This window comes from Exiguobacterium sp. KRL4 (assembly GCF_001870785.1).
GTDB lineage: Bacteria > Bacillota > Bacilli > Exiguobacteriales > Exiguobacteriaceae > Exiguobacterium_A.
Genome location: NZ_MOLV01000011.1, coordinates 1 through 17,413, shown reverse-complemented (window position 1 = coordinate 17,413; position 17,413 = coordinate 1). Strand labels below are relative to the sequence as shown.

18 protein-coding genes and 1 pseudogene are annotated in these 17,413 nt (G+C 32.6%); 13 read left to right on the top strand and 6 right to left on the bottom strand.

Going from position 1 to position 17,413, the window contains the following annotated elements:
* Window positions 1-6: 6 nt before the first annotated feature.
* From BLD48_RS08675 to BLD48_RS16295, 10 genes are all read left to right on the top strand, one after another.
* Window positions 7-891 (top strand): NAD-dependent epimerase/dehydratase family protein, encoded by an 885-nt coding sequence (locus tag BLD48_RS08675; protein WP_071499870.1) that lies wholly within the window; start codon window positions 7-9, stop codon window positions 889-891.
* Between the two features lie 48 nt (window positions 892-939).
* Window positions 940-2,112 (top strand): glycosyltransferase family 4 protein, encoded by a 1,173-nt coding sequence (locus tag BLD48_RS08670; RefSeq protein WP_236629977.1) that lies wholly within the window; start codon window positions 940-942, stop codon window positions 2,110-2,112.
* Window positions 2,105-3,139, top strand: coding sequence for a polysaccharide biosynthesis protein (locus BLD48_RS08665; RefSeq protein ID WP_071499868.1), 1,035 nt, complete (start codon window positions 2,105-2,107; stop codon window positions 3,137-3,139). The genes BLD48_RS08670 and BLD48_RS08665 overlap by 8 nt, the downstream gene beginning before the upstream one ends.
* On the top strand, window positions 3,136-4,020 hold the full coding sequence (locus BLD48_RS08660; RefSeq protein ID WP_071499867.1) for an SDR family oxidoreductase: 885 nt from the start codon (window positions 3,136-3,138) through the stop codon (window positions 4,018-4,020). Before BLD48_RS08665 ends, BLD48_RS08660 begins: the two co-directional genes overlap by 4 nt.
* On the top strand, window positions 4,013-5,140 hold the full coding sequence (gene wecB / locus BLD48_RS08655) for a non-hydrolyzing UDP-N-acetylglucosamine 2-epimerase (RefSeq protein ID WP_071499866.1): 1,128 nt from the start codon (window positions 4,013-4,015) through the stop codon (window positions 5,138-5,140). The genes BLD48_RS08660 and wecB overlap by 8 nt, the downstream gene beginning before the upstream one ends.
* A gap of 2 nt (window positions 5,141-5,142) precedes the next feature.
* On the top strand, window positions 5,143-6,138 hold the full coding sequence (locus tag BLD48_RS08650) for a glycosyltransferase (protein ID WP_071499865.1): 996 nt from the start codon (window positions 5,143-5,145) through the stop codon (window positions 6,136-6,138).
* Between the two features lie 17 nt (window positions 6,139-6,155).
* Window positions 6,156-7,610, top strand: a complete 1,455-nt coding sequence (gene wzy / locus BLD48_RS08645; protein WP_071499864.1) for an O-antigen polysaccharide polymerase Wzy — start codon at window positions 6,156-6,158, stop codon at window positions 7,608-7,610.
* Complete coding sequence (locus tag BLD48_RS08640) at window positions 7,607-8,974, top strand: oligosaccharide flippase family protein (RefSeq protein WP_071499863.1); 1,368 nt, start codon at window positions 7,607-7,609, stop codon at window positions 8,972-8,974. Before wzy ends, BLD48_RS08640 begins: the two co-directional genes overlap by 4 nt.
* Window positions 8,971-10,164 carry a glycosyltransferase family protein gene (locus BLD48_RS08635; RefSeq protein WP_071499862.1) on the top strand — a complete coding sequence of 398 codons (1,194 nt, stop codon included), beginning with the start codon at window positions 8,971-8,973 and terminating at the stop codon, window positions 10,162-10,164. Before BLD48_RS08640 ends, BLD48_RS08635 begins: the two co-directional genes overlap by 4 nt.
* A gap of 329 nt (window positions 10,165-10,493) precedes the next feature.
* Window positions 10,494-10,670 (top strand): hypothetical protein, encoded by a 177-nt coding sequence (locus tag BLD48_RS16295; RefSeq protein WP_161487707.1) that lies wholly within the window; start codon window positions 10,494-10,496, stop codon window positions 10,668-10,670.
* Window positions 10,671-10,786: 116 nt separating this feature from the next.
* On the opposite strand, the gene BLD48_RS08630 is transcribed toward BLD48_RS16295, so the two are convergent.
* Window positions 10,787-11,617 (bottom strand): LicD family protein, encoded by an 831-nt coding sequence (locus BLD48_RS08630; protein WP_071499861.1) that lies wholly within the window; start codon window positions 11,615-11,617, stop codon window positions 10,787-10,789.
* A 157-nt stretch (window positions 11,618-11,774) separates the two neighbouring features.
* On the opposite strand from BLD48_RS08630, the pseudogene BLD48_RS08620 reads away from it, so the two are divergent.
* The 3 genes and pseudogenes from BLD48_RS08620 to BLD48_RS16590 all read left to right on the top strand — a co-directional run bounded on the left by BLD48_RS08620 (window position 11,775) and on the right by BLD48_RS16590 (window position 13,794).
* A pseudogene (locus tag BLD48_RS08620) lies at window positions 11,775-12,887 on the top strand (acyltransferase family protein).
* Window positions 12,888-13,201: 314 nt separating this feature from the next.
* Window positions 13,202-13,537, top strand: coding sequence for a tyrosine-type recombinase/integrase (locus BLD48_RS16595; protein WP_255366252.1), 336 nt, complete (start codon window positions 13,202-13,204; stop codon window positions 13,535-13,537).
* A gap of 122 nt (window positions 13,538-13,659) precedes the next feature.
* Window positions 13,660-13,794, top strand: coding sequence for a site-specific integrase (locus BLD48_RS16590; protein ID WP_255366251.1), 135 nt, complete (start codon window positions 13,660-13,662; stop codon window positions 13,792-13,794).
* Between the two features lie 126 nt (window positions 13,795-13,920).
* Here BLD48_RS16590 and BLD48_RS08610 read toward each other — a convergent pair whose 3' ends face one another.
* The 5 genes from BLD48_RS08610 to BLD48_RS08590 are packed head-to-tail and all read right to left on the bottom strand — an operon-like array spanning window position 13,921 to window position 16,892.
* On the bottom strand, window positions 13,921-14,307 hold the full coding sequence (locus BLD48_RS08610) for a metalloprotease family protein (protein ID WP_071499858.1): 387 nt from the start codon (window positions 14,305-14,307) through the stop codon (window positions 13,921-13,923).
* On the bottom strand, window positions 14,297-14,572 hold the full coding sequence (locus BLD48_RS08605) for a hypothetical protein (RefSeq protein ID WP_071499857.1): 276 nt from the start codon (window positions 14,570-14,572) through the stop codon (window positions 14,297-14,299). The genes BLD48_RS08610 and BLD48_RS08605 overlap by 11 nt, the downstream gene beginning before the upstream one ends.
* The gene (locus BLD48_RS08600) at window positions 14,569-15,843 is read right to left on the bottom strand and encodes a hypothetical protein (RefSeq protein ID WP_236629976.1); all 1,275 of its coding nucleotides are present in this window, start codon (window positions 15,841-15,843) and stop codon (window positions 14,569-14,571) included. The genes BLD48_RS08605 and BLD48_RS08600 overlap by 4 nt, the downstream gene beginning before the upstream one ends.
* A gap of 46 nt (window positions 15,844-15,889) precedes the next feature.
* Window positions 15,890-16,618 carry an ATP-binding cassette domain-containing protein gene (locus BLD48_RS08595; protein WP_071499855.1) on the bottom strand — a complete coding sequence of 243 codons (729 nt, stop codon included), beginning with the start codon at window positions 16,616-16,618 and terminating at the stop codon, window positions 15,890-15,892.
* Between the two features lie 55 nt (window positions 16,619-16,673).
* On the bottom strand, window positions 16,674-16,892 hold the full coding sequence (locus BLD48_RS08590) for a hypothetical protein (protein ID WP_071499854.1): 219 nt from the start codon (window positions 16,890-16,892) through the stop codon (window positions 16,674-16,676).
* Window positions 16,893-17,413 lie beyond the last annotated feature (521 nt).

Here is a 17,413-nt window from a genome sequence, read left to right as displayed (position 1 = left end):
AATAAATTGAAAAAAATACTTATTACCGGAATTACAGGGAATGTCGGATCTGAAATAGCAGATTCTTTGAAAAACGAGTACAACATAATAGGTACTTCTAGAAATGAAGGTATTGTAAATCCGTTCGAAACCATTACTTGTGATTTAAGTGAATCAGATCAAGTGAATCAGTTATTTTTAGAGCATCCTGATATCGAATATGTGATCCATTGTGCTGCTTTAGCACATAATAAAGGAACTGATTTAAGCGAAGGGGCTTTTATAAAAAATAATTTGATACCGACAAAGAATCTGGTGAACGCCGTTAATTCTTTGGAGAAAATAAAATCATTTATTTATATAAGCAGTATCTCCGTGTATGGTGAGCAGCACAATAAAACGTTGTATTTAGAAACGGATGAGTGTTTACCACAATCTCCTTATGCAAAGACAAAACTTCAATCAGAACAGTATTTAAAAAAACACGCACAATTCCATTATTCCGCGTTGAGACTAGCACCTGTATATAGTTCGAAATTCCTCTTGAATGTCGATAGAAGAATACGAATTCGTGATTTTAATTACTTGGTAGGAAACGGTGATACCAAGTTATCTTTATGTTCGATGGAAACGATTTTGAGAGTGGTTAAACACGAATTACGAAAAGAAAAAAGTAGTAGTGAAGTATTTAATGTTGCTGATAAAAATCCGCTTACATATAAATACTTAAAGAAAACGTATGGATCAAAAAAGATAACGGTTTTCATTCCAAGAATAGCAGTTGTTCTTATGAATCAAATAAACAAAAAAACGATTAAAAATCAGTTTATCCATGAGAATACATTGAAACTGTTAGAAGATAAAATTTATCCGGCAGATAAAATTTTTAAAGAAATGGATCAGGTGTTTTAAATGAACGTATTGCTCATCACGCAGTATTTTTGGCCAGAAGGATTTCGAGTGAATGATATTGCAACTGAATATCAAAAACGGGGTAATAAAGTTACGGTTTTAACAGGTTTGCCTAATTATCCTACTGGAGTAATTCCTCAAGAATATAAAAAAAAGAAAAACCGTATTCAAATCTACAATGATGTAAAAGTAGTGCGTTCTTTTCTAATTGAGAGAGGCAAACGATTAAGTGGTCTGGCTTTAAACTACGTTTCTTTTGCGCTAGCATCCATTATTCCTGCTTTGACTAAAATTCCTAAGAAAGATTACAAGATTATTCTTGTATATCAGGTTTCCCCGGTTTCTATGATCATTCCGGGAATCGTCCTAAAATACTTGTACAAAAAACCATTGGTAATCTATTGTCACGATTTATGGCCTGCAAGTCTAACGACTGTTGGCATAAATGATAAAGGGTTTTTCTACAAAATCGTAAAGCATATCAGTCGATTTATTTATTCACAAGCAGATGAATTAGTCATTAGCTCTAAATCATTTGAAATGTATTTAAGAGACGAACTTCATTTGAAAAATACGGTAACTTATCTTCCTGTATATGCAGAAGATTTGTTTGGTGATATTCAAAAAAATATAAATCCAAAAGAGACATTAGATTTAGTTTTTGCAGGAAATATCGGTGAGATTCAAGGTGTAGAAGATATTATTGAAACTGCAAATCTCTTGAAAAATGCAAAAGATATTATTTTTCATATTGTAGGTGATGGGACAGCTCATTCCAATTGTGTAGATTTGGCTAAAAAATATAGTTTAAATAACGTCGTTTTTCATGGAAGACATCCCATTGAGAAGATGAAAGAGTTCTACGACAAAGCGGACGCTTTTTTAGTATCAATGAAGAAAAATGAAATCGTATCGTATACGCTACCAAATAAAGTTCAATCATATTTGGCAGCAGGTAAACCGGTGTTAGGTATGATTGATGGGGAAACGAATTCAATCATCCATGAATCTGACTGTGGATATTGTGTGGAAGCAGAAAATTTTCAAGCATTTGCAGAAAAAATCATTGAATTTAAACGAAATGCTGAAAAACATCAGGAATTCGGAGAAAATGCGAAGCGATATTACGAAAACAATTTCTCGAAAAAAGATTTTTTTGAGAAACTTGATCAAATACTACAAAAAACATATAGAAGAGTGAAGGAGAATGAACATGTTTAAAGATAAAGTGTTACTAATTACTGGAGGAACTGGATCTTTTGGAAACGCTGTAATGGAACGATTCCTACATACAGATATTAAGGAAATCCGCATTTTTTCTCGGGATGAAAAAAAACAAGATGACATGCGTAAAAAGTATAACAATGAGAAGTTAAAGTTTTATCTAGGTGATGTACGTGATATCTCAAGTATTAAAAATGCCATGTACGGCGTGGATTTTGTATTTCATGCTGCGGCATTAAAACAAGTACCTTCTTGTGAATTTTTCCCGTTAGAAGCAGTAAAAACAAATGTATTAGGAACAGAGAATGTATTAGATGCAGCGATAGAGATGAAGGTTAAAAAAGTCATCTGTCTGTCAACAGATAAAGCAGCATATCCAATCAATGCAATGGGAATTTCTAAAGCCATGATGGAAAAAGTATTTGTAGCCAAATCATTAAAAGTATCTCCAGAAGACACTATGATTTGTGGTACACGATACGGAAACGTAATGGCTTCAAGAGGATCAGTCATTCCTTTATTCATCGATCAAATCAAGAGCGGCAAACCATTGACGATTACGAATCCGGACATGACTAGATTCTTGATGAGTCTTGAAGATGCCGTAGAGCTTGTCATCTTTGCCTTTAATAATGCAGTGGCTGGTGACATTATGGTTCAAAAAGCACCAGCAGCAACTATTCGTAACTTAGCAGCCGCATTGATTGAGATATTCGGAGCAAACAACGAAATCAAGGTTACGGGAACACGACATGGTGAAAAGCTCTACGAGACGTTATTAACTCGCGAAGAACATCTTGTGTCGGATGACCTTGAAGGTTTTTATAGAGTCCCAGCCGATACAAGAGACTTAAATTACGACAAATATTTTGTGGATGGAAGCCAAGAATTATCAACTGAAACAGAATATAATTCACATAATACAAAGCAACTCGGTATCAATGAAATCAAAGAGTTACTTTTAACAGTTGGTTATGTACGTGAACAATTGGAACTAGTAAAAAGTGAGGCATCTGTAAATTGAAAATTTTAGTTTTAGGTGCTACAGGTATGGCTGGTCATATGATTTCACTTTATCTAAAAGAGGCTGGCCATGATGTCGTAGGGTTTTCTAGAAAAGGGACAGAGTTCCTAGATAAAAATGTTATAGGGGATGTCACCAATTTCGAAATGCTCAAAAAAGAAATTCTATCTAATCATTACGATGCTGTCATTAATTGTATCGGTATCTTAAATAGTGACGCAGAAGATCATAAAAGCAATGCTGTATTATTAAACGGCTATTTACCACATTTTTTGTCGGATGTTACTGCCAATACCAATACTAAAATCATTCATATGAGTACCGATTGTGTATATTCAGGATCAGAAAACATTTTATTCACGGAAAATCAATTACCTAATGGTCCGACATTTTATGATCGTTCGAAAGCATTAGGAGAAATTATTAACGAAAAAGACTTAACGTTCCGTAATTCAATCATTGGTCCAGACATCAGCCAAGAGGGGATCGGATTATTTAACTGGTTTATGAAACAGAGCGGTTCAATTGGAGGATATACTTCTGTTCTATGGACAGGTGTGACGACATTGACTTTAGCGAAAGCCATTGATCAAGCATTAAAAGAAGATTTATCAGGCCTGTATCACCTGGTAAACAATGAACTGATTAGTAAGTATGATCTTTTATGTCTCTTCAATCGTTATTTTAAGAATGAAGAACTTATAATACAAAAAAATGAAGATGTGAAAAGCTTAAAAGGCTTATATAATACACGATCAGACTTTACGTTTTCGGTACCAACTTATGAAGTGATGATAGAAGAAATGTACGATTGGGTCATTGACCATAAAGACCTGTATTCGTACCGATTTGAAATGGAAGTGGGAAAAATAAATGACTAAAAAATTAAAAGTGATGACGATTGTAGGGACACGTCCTGAAACTATTCGTCTCAGTGAAACCATTAAGAAGTTTGACCAGTATTTTGACCATGTATTCGTCCACACAGGTCAAAATTATGATTATTCATTAAATCAAGTCTTCTTTGAAGACTTTAACTTAAGACAACCGGATCATTTCTTAGAAGCTGTCGGATCAAACTTAGGAGAGACGATGGGGAACATCATCAGTAAATCATATGAGCTCTTCGTTCAAGAAAAACCGGAAGCGTTATTGATTTTAGGAGATACAAACTCAGCACTATCAGCAATCTCAGCAAAACGATTAAAAATTCCAATTTTCCATATGGAAGCGGGAAATCGGTGTTTTGATCAAAATTTACCGGAAGAAATCAACCGGAAAATTGTAGACCATATTGCTGATGTCAATTTACCGTATACAGAACATGCAAGAAGATATTTAATTAGTGAAGGATATCGAAAGGAACATATCTATGTCACTGGATCACCAATGGCAGAAGTTTTGCATTTGAATCAAGAGTCCATTTTAAAAAGTGATGTCTTGAAACAGTTGAATTTAGAAAGTAAAAAGTATATTTTGGTTTCGGCACACCGAGAAGAAAATATCGACAACGAAGAGAACTTCTTATCCCTTATGGGGGCAATTAATAAAATTGCCGAGAAATATCAAGTCCCTGTCATTTACTCTACACATCCAAGAGCAAAGAAAACAATTGAAGCACGTCAATTTAAGTTTCACCCGTTGGTACAAAACTTAGAGCCATTCGGATTCTTTGACTACAATAATTTACAACTGAATGCATTATGTGTTCTCTCAGACAGTGGAACAATTCCAGAAGAAGCATCTATTTTAGAGTTCCCGGCAGTTTCGATTCGAACATCAACAGAGCGACCGGAAGCACTTGATAAGGCTGGAATCATTTTAGGTGGAATTAAAGAAAGAGATGTGCTTCAATCAGTTGAGCTTTGCTTAGCTATGTATAACAATAAAGAAAAATCAGCACCGGTAATTGATTATCAGGATCAAAATGTATCGAATAAAGTGATCAAAGTAATTCAAAGCTATACGCCAATCGTGAATAAGGTAATTTGGGGAAAATGAATATGAGAAAAAAAATTATGATATTTAATGTTCCTGCGCAAGAATTGGGTGCACTGACTATACTAAATAATGCATACAAAGCAGCATTAGATGATCATAATGATTATATTTTCATCATCAGTGGCGATTATTTAAAAAAGGCTGACAACATTGATGTTGTCAGCTTACCTTGGGTGAAAAAAAGTTGGTTTCATAGACTGTTTTTTGATTACTTCATTTCGATAAGATTAATTAAAAAATATGAAGCGGATGAAGTAATTAGTTATCAAAATATGACTGTAAGGGCACCTAAAAATATTAAACAAAAAGTGTATCTGCATAATGCGATACCCTTTACAGACATTAATTTTTCCGTAAAAAAAGAGACTAAGTTATGGATTTATAAAAAAATAATTTCCAAGAAAATTTTACATTCTTTAAAGAAGGCTGATCAAATAATCGTTCAAACAAATTGGATGAAGTCTAGTGTTCTAAAAAAAATTAATAGTATTGATTCAGATCAAGTTGTGGTAGAAAACACCAGTGAATTAATCTCTAATTTAATCGGAAAAGATCATAAGTATATAGCAGACGGTTTTATAAACAAATATATCTATCCAGCAGCTCCTTTTGTATATAAAAATCATCTCGAAATTGTAGAAGCATGTAAGCAGTTAACTGAGCAAGAAAAGAAAAAAGTTAAAATTGTGTTTACTTTCGAAGGAAATGAAAGTGAAAATGCAAAAAAAATTAAGCAAGAAATAATTCAAAACAATTTGCCGATTTTCTTGATTGGTAAGATAACCCCTAAAGAAGTACAACAATATTATCTGACTCATCAACTGCTTTTTAGTTCGAAATTAGAAACATTAGGATTACCACTTCTTGAAGCTCAGATGTTTAATACGCCAATAGTATATCGAAAGTCTGTTTTATTTGATGAAGTAACTAATTCGTATAGTAATGAAAAGAGTTATAGAACTATTGTAGCTTTAAAAAAAATACTAATTAAATTTTAGATAAAGTAGGAGATTGAATGAATAATACTTTGTTTATTTTAAGGTTCAGCAATTCAATAAAATATTTTTTAACATTAGGAACGACTTTATTATTCTTTCTTATTTTACATTATGATATTAATAATCTAATGAGTTTGTCAAAAATAAGCATGATATTATGGTTATTCCTCTTTTTTAGTTGGATATTTATAGAAAAAGAAATAATTAATTTTTATAGTATTTTCCTTGTTTTCATTTTCATGTTTTATTTTGGAGATTTTTTTCTCTATATTATAGACTACGATTTTACAAGTAATAGAAACATTACTTCTGGTTTAGTAGCAGAATCAATTATAAAAATTAGCGTATTATTTCTTATGAAATTCTTATTAATAATGCATTTGTTTGTTATAATTACGAGCTATTTCTTATCAAAAAATAAATCTATAAAATCTGATAATAAACATCAAATATCAACAAATATGCTGAATTCTTTAAAAATATCATCTGTAGTAATATTTATGATAACCTGTATACCGTCATTTAGTATTTTATTTAGCAATATTTATACGACATTTACCCAAGGATATGGTCAAATATTTTTGGCAGAAGAGTACTCTTTAGGAGGATTCTCCAATATTAAAAGATTTATAAGTAGTTTTTTTATTCCTAATCTTTTTTTAATGTTAATTTTATTCAAGGATACAAAATATATAAAATTAATAAGTAGTATAATTATATTTTATTTAGGAATTTATTTTTTGAGTGGGTCTCGAATAAATGCAATTTTAATAATTGCAGCTTTTATCATGATTAAAAACTATTGGTATAAGAAAGTTGAGAAAAAGGAATATATTTATTTAATGGTATTATTAATAACTATGTCTATTTTATTACCATTAATTTCAGAATTAAGAAACGATCTTTTTAAAACTAGTATTGATACGGATTTGTTTATAAATATGATGAACAATTTAGTGAACAAAAACCCTATATTAACAAATTTGGAAGAATCAGGATATACTTTTTTAGTAATTGCTACAGTAATAAATAATGTAGGAATAAATGTTGAGTATATTTATGGATTATCTTATGTTAATAACCTTTTTATGATTTTGCCTAACGTATTTTGGGATGTACATCCTGCCACATCATCTAATACTGACTTAGCTTTCCAAGATTTTTTGACTATTTATGGTGGCATTGGCTCTTCATTTATTGCAGAAGCGTATTATAATTTTGGGAAATATTCTATAAGTACTGCAGCTATTTTTGGATGTATCATTGCATTTGTTACACACAAAATTAAAGTAAGTGCAAAAAACAAAAATTTAATTCAATTTTACATCTATATTTACGCATCTTCCTTGATTTTGATATATGTAAGAAGTGACACAGTAAGTTTTCTGAGGAACATAACTTTATATGCAGTAGCTCCTTTATTACTAGGGTGGTTGATAAGCAAAATAAGCAAAAATAAGAGGGAATCATGAGCTTAATATTTTTAATATGTTCGCAAGTATTTGGATTAGCGTTGGGCTTGATAAAGTCATTAGTCCTACCAATATTTTTAAGTATTGAAGATTTTGCATTTTGGCAAATCTATTTACTTTATACCGGGTACATTGCTGTATTTTCGTTTGGATTTAATGACGGATTATTGGTGAGGTATGGAAAATACGACTTTAACAAGTTACCTCTAAATTTAGTTGGCAGATCAATAAAGTACTTTATGTTTTTTATAATTGCTTTAACAAGTTTTATTATTTTAATCTCTTTATTGATTCCATATAACGACAAAACTTTATTGTTCATCTTTATTACTTTAAATATTCCTTTAGTAGTTTTAAATGGAATATTTTTATTTTTATTACAGAGTACAAATCAGATAAAAAAATATAGTGTTTATTCTGTGATTGATAAATTTATAGTGATAATAACAATTTTTGTTTTTATATATTTAGATATAAAAAATATATATGTCATTATAATGGTTGACATGGCTTCTAGATTTATACAAATTCTTTTGATGTATATTGAATTCTACAAATTATTCAAGCCTGAAGGAGATAATAAATCAACAAGAAAAATAATATCAGAAATCCAAAAAAATATTTCTAGAGGTTCCTATATCTTAATTACAAACTTAATAGGAATGTTATTGTTTGGATATGGATTGTTTGTAATAGAGAGATTTATGTCTCTAAAAGATTATTCGCTATTTTCTTTAGGCATTTCTACTACAAATATTTTATTGTTATTTATTAATGCAGTTTCAATAGTAGTTTTCCCATATCTAAGTAGATTAGAAAATAATCAAGTTTTTTCTAAAGTAACTCAAATAAATTTTTTGACTACACATTTTTCCATATTTATTTGTAATATATATATAATAATTGTTTTTATTTTAGAGAACTATTTAGAAAAATACTCTGATTTACTGATTTTCTTACCTTTTATTTTTCTTAGTGTAGTTTTACAGATTAAATTTAACATCATTTTATATCCAACGATCAAACTACTTAAGAGAGAGAAAATCATCTTCAAAATAAATCTAAAATTATTAATCTTATCGATAATTTTTACATCTTTATCGATTATTTATTACCATTCACTTTTGTATGCTGCAATTACGATGTATATAGTTTTATATTTGAGAAATTATGTTTTAGGAAAATTGATTTCAAAAGATACAAAAGATATAAAAAAGGTAAAATATCTTGAACTGTTAAGTCATATAATATTCATAACAATTGTTCTATTTTTTGAGAATAAATTTTATTTATACACTATATATTCAATATTTATTCTGATAATTGATGCTAAAAAAATAGTTTTGAGAGGGAAATTTATTTGAAAACAATTGTATTTTTAACAGGTAGTTATTTTCCGGATCATTCTGCAGTAAGTAATTGTATCGAACGTGTAATTCTTAAATTAGAGAATTCTTTTAAAGTAATTGTTATTTGTCCTCAAACAGATAAAAATCAACCGTTAACTGAAGTTCACAATAACCATAAAATTATAAGGTTTTCCTATAAAAATATGGATAATAAATTAGTTAGGAGAATGAAAAGGATATTTAACAAGTACTCTTTACTTGATGATTTAATCAACGGATATTTAAATGAAATTGAAAAGATAGATACTATAGATACTATTGTTCCAGCAGTTATGCCTTTTGAAACTGCTATTGCATCCTATAAAGCAAAAGAAAAAAACTACGAATTGAAAGTAGTTCCTTTTATGTTTGATCCTTTTTCAAATAATAGTAATTTACATTACCATAAGCTTTTAAAGAAAATAAAAATGAAAAATCTACTAGAAATTGAATCATTTCTTATTGAGTCATCACACTATTTACTTTTAATTCATCATCTGAAACAACACTTTATCAAGAAACACCATTCTAATAAAGAGAAGTATGTTTTTGTTGAACATCCATTGTTTGAAAAAGATTTTTATGACTTAGATACAAATATTAATAAAAAAGATATTAAAATAGTTTACACAGGTAGTTTCTATAAAAAAATTAGAAATCCAGAATATTTTTTAAAAGTTATGAGTAACGTCATAAAAAAGAATGAAAATATATATTTACATATTTACTCTTTCGGTGATTGTAAAAAAATAATTAAAAAGTGGAGTGAAGACAATACTAAGATTACTGATCACAATAGTGTTACTTCTGACATTGCAAGGGAAAAAATGAGAACTTCAGATATTTTAATCGGTGTGGGGAATTCAACTAGTTCACAAACACCCAGTAAAATTTTTGAATATATTTCTTTTAAAAAGAAAATATTATATTTTATTAAAGATAAAAATGATAGAAACATTGAAATTCTAAAAAAATATCCGTATGCATTGTTAATAGAAGAATCGAATAAAAATTTAGATGAAGTCTCAGACGAAATAAATAAATTCATCGAAAAAACTAGTGTTAATAATACCGAAATCGATGAAAAAATTAATCAAATATTTAAAGATGCAAGTCCTAATTATATAGCAGATATAATTAAACGAAATATAAACTTAAAAGATTAGAGTGATTCGTATTCAATTACAAAGAAAAATTATAAAATATGAATTTTATTCAGATTTTAGACAAACCCTCATTTCAACTTTGAAATGAGGGTTTGTCTTATGTAATCGCATAAAGTTGTGTTGAAAACCAGGATTTCGACTGGAATCCCATGACCAGTTCGCCAATTTTTTGAGCTTGAGGGCACTAAAAGTAAGCATCGCTTGTAGCATTGTTTTTTTAGACCACGAAATCTGGCCTAACGCATGCCATACTTTTCTTTTGTGTCCGCGAAGACACGTTCGATTGTCTCCTGCCACTTTCGATACAATGCCCGATTCACAGAAGAAGTGTGCCGCAAATTTTCCACCTCATCCATCGCTTTTTAGGGAAAAAACAAGCAGGAGCGACCCTGCAGCGAAGCGAAGCGATGATTGTCCCAGAAAAACGATTCGAATCGAACAAAAAAGCAGTTCTTCTCGATCAAGAGAAAAATCACTACTTTGTCTTCAGTCTGTATAAAATATGAATTTTATTTGCTCTATTTTATGTTCTAATTTAATTTTAAAACGATTATTTTGTACTATAATATTAAGTAGAGAAAAAATCAGTAAGAATTTTTTTATTATGTTATCGGTAAATATCTCATAATTTTTTTGCTGATTTCTCTATTATTTGATGTCTATTTCCTCTTTGATTTATTTCTGGTATTTTTTTGTAATCACCATATAAATTTGTGAGGTAAGATATATAACCTAAAGGCGCTTTCACTTCTAAATTCTCAAATCTAAGAATTTCACTTCTCTCGAACCACTGTTTTTTTACCACTTCCTTTTTGAATCCGTATGATCCACCCGAACAAACCATCAATTTATTATCCTCAGTATTTTTTGCATTAATAGCATGGATTAGAGCGATCATTAACTTTTTTGGGAAAGGAAAAAGAAATATTTTATAAAAGACGCTCATTTTTCTACTTGTTAATTTATAATTTGATTTTACTAATATCATTTTTTGAAGAAGCATAGTACCTTTTTCTTGGATGCAAGATAACAATTTATTTGAATGGACGTCATCGAAAGGAAAGATGTCTATATAGATGCCGTGATGGATATTTACGTATTGTGTAACTTCTTCTTTATAAATGGTATTGTTTACTCGAAGCTTAGAAAATGGCATAGCAAAATGAGGATCAGTATCCCAATTTTGTAAGAAATAAAGTCCCTCATTGTAACAATCAAAATCATTTCTAAATAGTGTAATGAACCTATTATAATCTTGACGTGTCATTCCAATGTCCACATCATCATCCCAAGGTATAAAGCCTTTGTGGCGGACTGCCCCTAATAAAGTACCAGCAATAATAAAATAATTTATTTTATTCTCTTCTAAGTACTCTATTAAAAATCGCAATGCTTCAATTTGAATTTGTTTTACTTGATTTGTATCAATTGAAATTAATTCTGGTTCTCTCAAAAAAATCAACTCCTTTTGTAGCTTATAAATATTTAAACATTAATTTTTGAATAATTGCATATAAATTATAAAAACTAAAAAATATTAACTTGATTTTCAAAAATAATAAACCTATTAAAGTAATTAATGTAATTTAAATAAAAAATAAAAATAAAATATGTTAATATTATCCTATAGGAGGTTTTTTATGGGGTTTATTAATAAAAAGATGTACTCATTACAAATGATTCTATCTGTTGCCGCCATATTAGTTTTGTTCTATCATGCAACGTTACTTTTTCGTTATTCATTTAATTATGAGTATGCTTACGGTATCTTTTCATTTGGTTATTCTGGAGTTGATATCTTTTTTGTTCTTAGCGGCTTTTTAATGTATTATCTGCATCATAATGACTTTGGAAACCTCGCAAATACGAAAATGTTTATAAAAAAGAGATTTATTCGTATATATCCTATATATTGGATCTTTTTAATAATTATTTTATGTACATATTTTTTAGAACCTACTCTTGGAACCGAAAGTTCAAAGGTGGGATTGAATATTCTGAAATCTTTTGCTTTATTTCCTTAAGATCAAGAAAACAATCTTTTAGGAGTCGCTTGGACTTTAAGTTATGAAGTATTCTTTTATTTATGTTTTGGAATAGCAATTACCATGAACAAAAAAATAACTCCATTATTAATCGGAATATGGCTTACTGTTTTCTTATTCTTTTCGATTTTACAACCAAACTCTTTTTTTATTAATTTTTTATTTAATCCGATAAACATCGAATTTTCACTTGGGATTTTTATTGCTTTTCAGATAGTTTCTAAAAAATCAATCAACTTTAAATTATATTATTTCGGTGGGGCCCTATTATTTTCATTAGCTATTTTAAATATTAAATTTGAATTAATAGAAATTAATCGTGTATTTCAATTTGGAGTTCCTGCCTCCATGATAATTTTTGGAACAGTAGCTAAAGAGCTATACGGTAATTTCACTAAAAATACTATGTTGATTTATCTTGGTGATGCATCTTACTCTATCTATTTGACACATTATTTACTATTATCATTGTTCTCAAAAATCTTTTCTTCTCTTAATTTTTTCAGTATTATGGGCTTTCCGATTAGTGTGACATTGATCATAGTTCTTACTTTGTTAGTAGGGTGCCTTTTCCATGAATTTATTGAGAAGCCCGTACTTAAAATATTAAGTCGTTTACTTTTTAAAAATAAAGTTAGTGAACACAAATCCTCTGTCGTAAATAAGAAGTCATCATAAATACTATTTTTAGGCCCTTAAAAAATGCCTATCCTTTATTTTAATGAATTAAATGGGTAACTGATTCAAAGGGAATAAACAGGGAATCTTCCTACTACAACAATTGAAGGAGGATTTCTCATGACCCACTTCGACTATTTGGAACAGTATCTTTTCACGCATATCACTTACAGCAAACAGACGATCAAAGCCTATCGCAGGATCTCCGGCAGATGAAAAAGTATTGTGTAGAATGGTCGGTTAAGTCTCTTCAAGCGTATTTTGATTAGCTGATTCAACGCTACAAACCTACAACACGCCGATATCATGCATTGATGGCACTGGGGAATGAACTTGTCCGAGCGAAACGTCTCAAGGCAAATCCGATGCAACAAGTCCGCCGGATTATCCATCAGCAGATCCAACAACGCGAATATCATCCGCTTGAAGAGGTGATTCAAACCATCCGTCAAATCACGGATCGAACCTATCGTCTATTCTTTGAATTAATCAGTCAAACGGGCCTCCGATTCGTGGAGGCCCGTTTGTTTTCGATCGAAGATATTCAATTTGCGTCGTTGACGTTGCTCGTACGGAACGGGAAAGGACGACGCCTGAGGACGGTTCGTCTTGTTTATGGACTTTCTAATAAGCTGCAAGCGTTTTTGTAGGGCGAGAGACGGGAATCGTTTTTCGTTCCGTTCGTGGTCAAGCGATCAACGAACAGTAGGCTCGTCATGTATTAAGTAGGCAGTCAATAGCGGCAAGTGGACGACCGTTACATCCGAATGACTTGCGCGTTTTCTTCGCAATGTCTCTCTATCAGGCTGGAAATCGTGAACTGCTTGAGATTCAACTATTACTTGGTCACAGCAGCTCCCGAACAACAGAAGGCTACATCCTCAGCCAGGAAACGAAGCTCCAGTAAATCATCGATACGTTGTCGGCATGAGGCGGTTGATCGAGAACCGGGTGTTTACGTCGTCTTGGCATCAGCTTGATGCTCCTGATAAATCGTCGTCGTACAAGTCTGCACTCCTATTTTCATTAAACATCAGCTTCTTTGTTTGACCCGCTTCTGTTTTTGAATTATTTTAACGAGTGATAAAAATATCATCTGTCCGTCTGTCGTGATGGGGAAAAAGTTAAATACATTTGCTAAACAAAGTATTTTCACCACTACCCACGCTCCGCCGTCCCCTTCGACCCATATACCAAAAGAGAAAAGAAGTAATGGTGCTGAACCTGAAATGATCAGATTTTGCCAGTCTCTATGAGTATTATGATAACGGACCGTCGGAGTCAGAAAACGGTCGAACGTCAATCGTGGCTGACGTCGGAAGAGAAGCGCAAAACACCAATGGATACCTTCGTGGATGGTCACGACTATACCAATCAACAGTACATAACTGATCAGGAGCAGCAGTGTCTCAGCTGTCATGTCGAGCAGAAGTCCGTCGTGTCTGCATGAATAATCCAAATAAAGTGAATAGTACAATAAAGACGAGATACATGATGAGTGCCTGCAGTGTCAATGAGAAGTGCGTATTCAGTTCTTCTTTCGTCATCACAGTAGAAATTTTCAGACCGGTCATCGTTGTCACAACACTGGTTTCATTGATTTGGAAAAGCTCATAAATATAATCAATTAGGAATATGACCGCCCAGATTACTGTTCCTACACCAATCAATTTTGTGATCTTCATTTTGCCACCTCGTATTCTTTCTTTAGTATGAGATATAACACACCGAGCAAGAACAATAATGCAGGGTATAGAGCACCGTCTATGCTGACAAGTACTGATAAGAGAACAATTAAGATAATCGTCAAGACGGAAGCAATCGTCTCATTGATATTGCTTTGTGATTTCGGAAATAAAAACCCTGCGATTGTTGCCGCAAAAAAGATATTGATCCCGTATAGATAGGGGTTCAAACTATTTGTCTCCACAATCCCGACATATAAGGCAGGGGCCATTAGAATGATCGACACTCCGAGGAGAGAGCCAAGCTCCATCAACGGATGGATGCGGTATAACCGATACAGTTTGCGTACCGCCAACGTCGCATCTGCGTATGTGATCGTTACGATTCCTAAAATCGGTAAAAGGAATAACCACAGTTGCATCGTCCCCCCCAGACCTACTTGATAGAGCGCCCCGGCTGACATGACAGCTAGTAATGCCCAGAAGTAAAGGAAGTTCTTACTTCGAATAATGGCTGGCATCGTTGTTGCCAGTCCAATATTAAAAGCGGGCAAGCCCAATTTAAAGTAACTCTGACGCACGTAGAGGTGATTGCGGGAGAAGAAAATGGTTTGCAGTAGATACGTACCTCCGCCAATCAAGAGACTTCCTGCTAGTACGAATAGGGTTAGTGTAAGAATAGAGTACGGCAGCGTGCTGACCCAGACATCGATTTGAAATCGTGTCTTGATTAAATGAAAGGTCACCAAGCCGATCAGACATAAATCGAGCACGAATCCTAATAGGGTGCGCTTAAGTCCGGAGATGTTTTGTAACAAGGCTGCGTACAAAAAATCAAGAATCCAAAAGCTTGCAATGAAAACAGTATGTAGCGTCAAGAGAACGAGCAACGCGACTCCCCATGGCATCGGAATCAACTTCAATGCAGGTGCCACGATAATCATCAATAACTCAAAAAAGACGAGCGCGACACTCAACTTAAACAAGCGTTGACTGACGTTGACTTCCCGTTCAAAAAAAGGAAGTGTTTGGGCGAAGAATAAAGAGTTCCGATTTAACGAGACTGTCGCGTTCAAAAGAATGAACATGAACGTGCCTAAAATGAAAACCACGTTGAAATAACTGCTCAACGTCATTTTTCCTGCTAACAAGAGCGTCGTCTGATCAGCTTCTTTCGCATTGGTAGTCAATGTCGAAAGTTGAACCATATTCAAATAAAAGTATCCGAGGTAGGCTGCCGTCAGCAATAGGAGTAATCCATAACGGTTCAATCGGCTACGAAAGAACGGACGATTGAACAAACCGTGAAACGTGTCGTTATAGAAGAACTTCAGAAGACATAAAATGTTTTTGAACGATGGCGAACTTCTCACGCAAGACCTCCTCTTGTTTTATGACTTGTGTCAATTCTTCGGGAGACCCCTCAAAGTGTATAAGGGAACCATGACGCATGAGTCTGACGTCATTCGGAAAACGATCAATCGTGTTCCGTTCATGCGATACGATGATGATTTTCTTCGTCTCGCCAACCGCTGCGAACAGCTCCTGTACCAGAAGGGATGTATCGAAATCCAGTCCGCCGAAAATTTCATCCGCGATTATATACTCAGTATTGGCAGCGAGTGCTGCAACAATTTGAATTTTCTTCTTCATTCCAAAGGAGTACGATTCGATGGTTTTGTGTTGTCCATCCGCTAAATCGAGTAGTTCGATTAAGATGGGTGCTTTCTCATACTCACTTGTCTCGTATCGACTTAAAACGAACTGGACATATTCTTTACCTGTCATATAGCCAGGCAAATAAAAATCTGATGGTAGATAAAAGAACTTTGATTTATATGCTTTGCTACCTGGAGATAATTCATCAATCAAAATCTCACCACTGTCTGCTTCGAGTAAGTGGGTCATCATATTTAGTAACGTCGTTTTTCCACTACCGTTTGTACCCACGATCACAGAAACACCAGTTTTGGAGAACGTTGTTGATAATTGATCAATAATACGATTTTTTTTGAACGACTTCGTTAACTGTTTGATTTCAATCATTTTCTCGCCTCCTAAGAAAAACGGGAGCCCAAAGAGCCCCCGCTTGTTAAGTACGTTACGAGGCTTTACAGCCAATACCCATTTCCCACACCTTTGGCCAATTCAGCTTTACGTTTCCGTTAAAGCTGTAGCCGCGGCTTGTGCAATAAAAGGCATATGCAAAAATTCCAACTAAAAGGACTAACGCAAAAACCATCCAGAACCACTTGTTTTCGATCATGTTAAAGAATTTTTCTTCCAATGATAACTGATACGATACGAACATTGCAGACATCCGAACGCCTCCTTCCTCTGTAAAGATAGAAAGTCATTTACCCTAATGAAACATGGCATTAGTTTTTTTTAGGGGAAATTAAAACTTTCTTCCACTCGATTGTAACAAAAATTCCAATATTAGGAACAAGTCCTTTTGGAGCATCTTACTCAAAGAATAATCATGACTTTTCTACCGAGGATTTCTCTAATACTAGTAGGTTATTAACTTGTTTTATAAATATCTGAATGGAACGTCCTACAAAAAGTAAAGATTATTCTCATAGTAGAATTAGATATATTATGGAAGATGTGTTTGACATTACGTATTAATTGAGAAATCGATGACATAAACAAGTATAGTTTTTTAGTTTGGGTCAGATGGTCTTCAGGGGATTTTTAGAGGATGGATAATTTGGGATGTTCCTGTGAGCTGAGGGATAGGCAAGTGTTGAAGTAGTGATCATATATTCGAAAAGACGATAAAACAAAAACGGGATTGGATGAAGTGAAATTTGAAGAGACTGATATGCTCCCACAAAA

What these genes read in the sequence shown, in the direction of transcription:
- BLD48_RS08665 (WP_071499868.1), top strand. Translation starts at nt 2,105, where the DNA reads ATGTTTAAAGATAAAGTGTTACTAATTACTGGAGGAACTGGATCTTTT.
- wecB (WP_071499866.1), top strand. Translation starts at nt 4,013, where the DNA reads ATGACTAAAAAATTAAAAGTGATGACGATTGTAGGGACACGTCCTGAA.
- BLD48_RS08650 (WP_071499865.1), top strand. Translation starts at nt 5,143, where the DNA reads ATGAGAAAAAAAATTATGATATTTAATGTTCCTGCGCAAGAATTGGGT.
- wzy (WP_071499864.1), top strand. Translation starts at nt 6,156, where the DNA reads ATGAATAATACTTTGTTTATTTTAAGGTTCAGCAATTCAATAAAATAT.
- BLD48_RS08640 (WP_071499863.1), top strand. Translation starts at nt 7,607, where the DNA reads ATGAGCTTAATATTTTTAATATGTTCGCAAGTATTTGGATTAGCGTTG.
- BLD48_RS16595 (WP_255366252.1), top strand. Translation starts at nt 13,202, where the DNA reads ATGGCACTGGGGAATGAACTTGTCCGAGCGAAACGTCTCAAGGCAAAT.
- BLD48_RS08610 (WP_071499858.1), bottom strand. Translation starts at nt 14,307, where the DNA reads ATGACAGCTGAGACACTGCTGCTCCTGATCAGTTATGTACTGTTGATT.
- BLD48_RS08605 (WP_071499857.1), bottom strand. Translation starts at nt 14,572, where the DNA reads ATGAAGATCACAAAATTGATTGGTGTAGGAACAGTAATCTGGGCGGTC.
- BLD48_RS08595 (WP_071499855.1), bottom strand. Translation starts at nt 16,618, where the DNA reads ATGATTGAAATCAAACAGTTAACGAAGTCGTTCAAAAAAAATCGTATT.
- BLD48_RS08590 (WP_071499854.1), bottom strand. Translation starts at nt 16,892, where the DNA reads ATGTCTGCAATGTTCGTATCGTATCAGTTATCATTGGAAGAAAAATTC.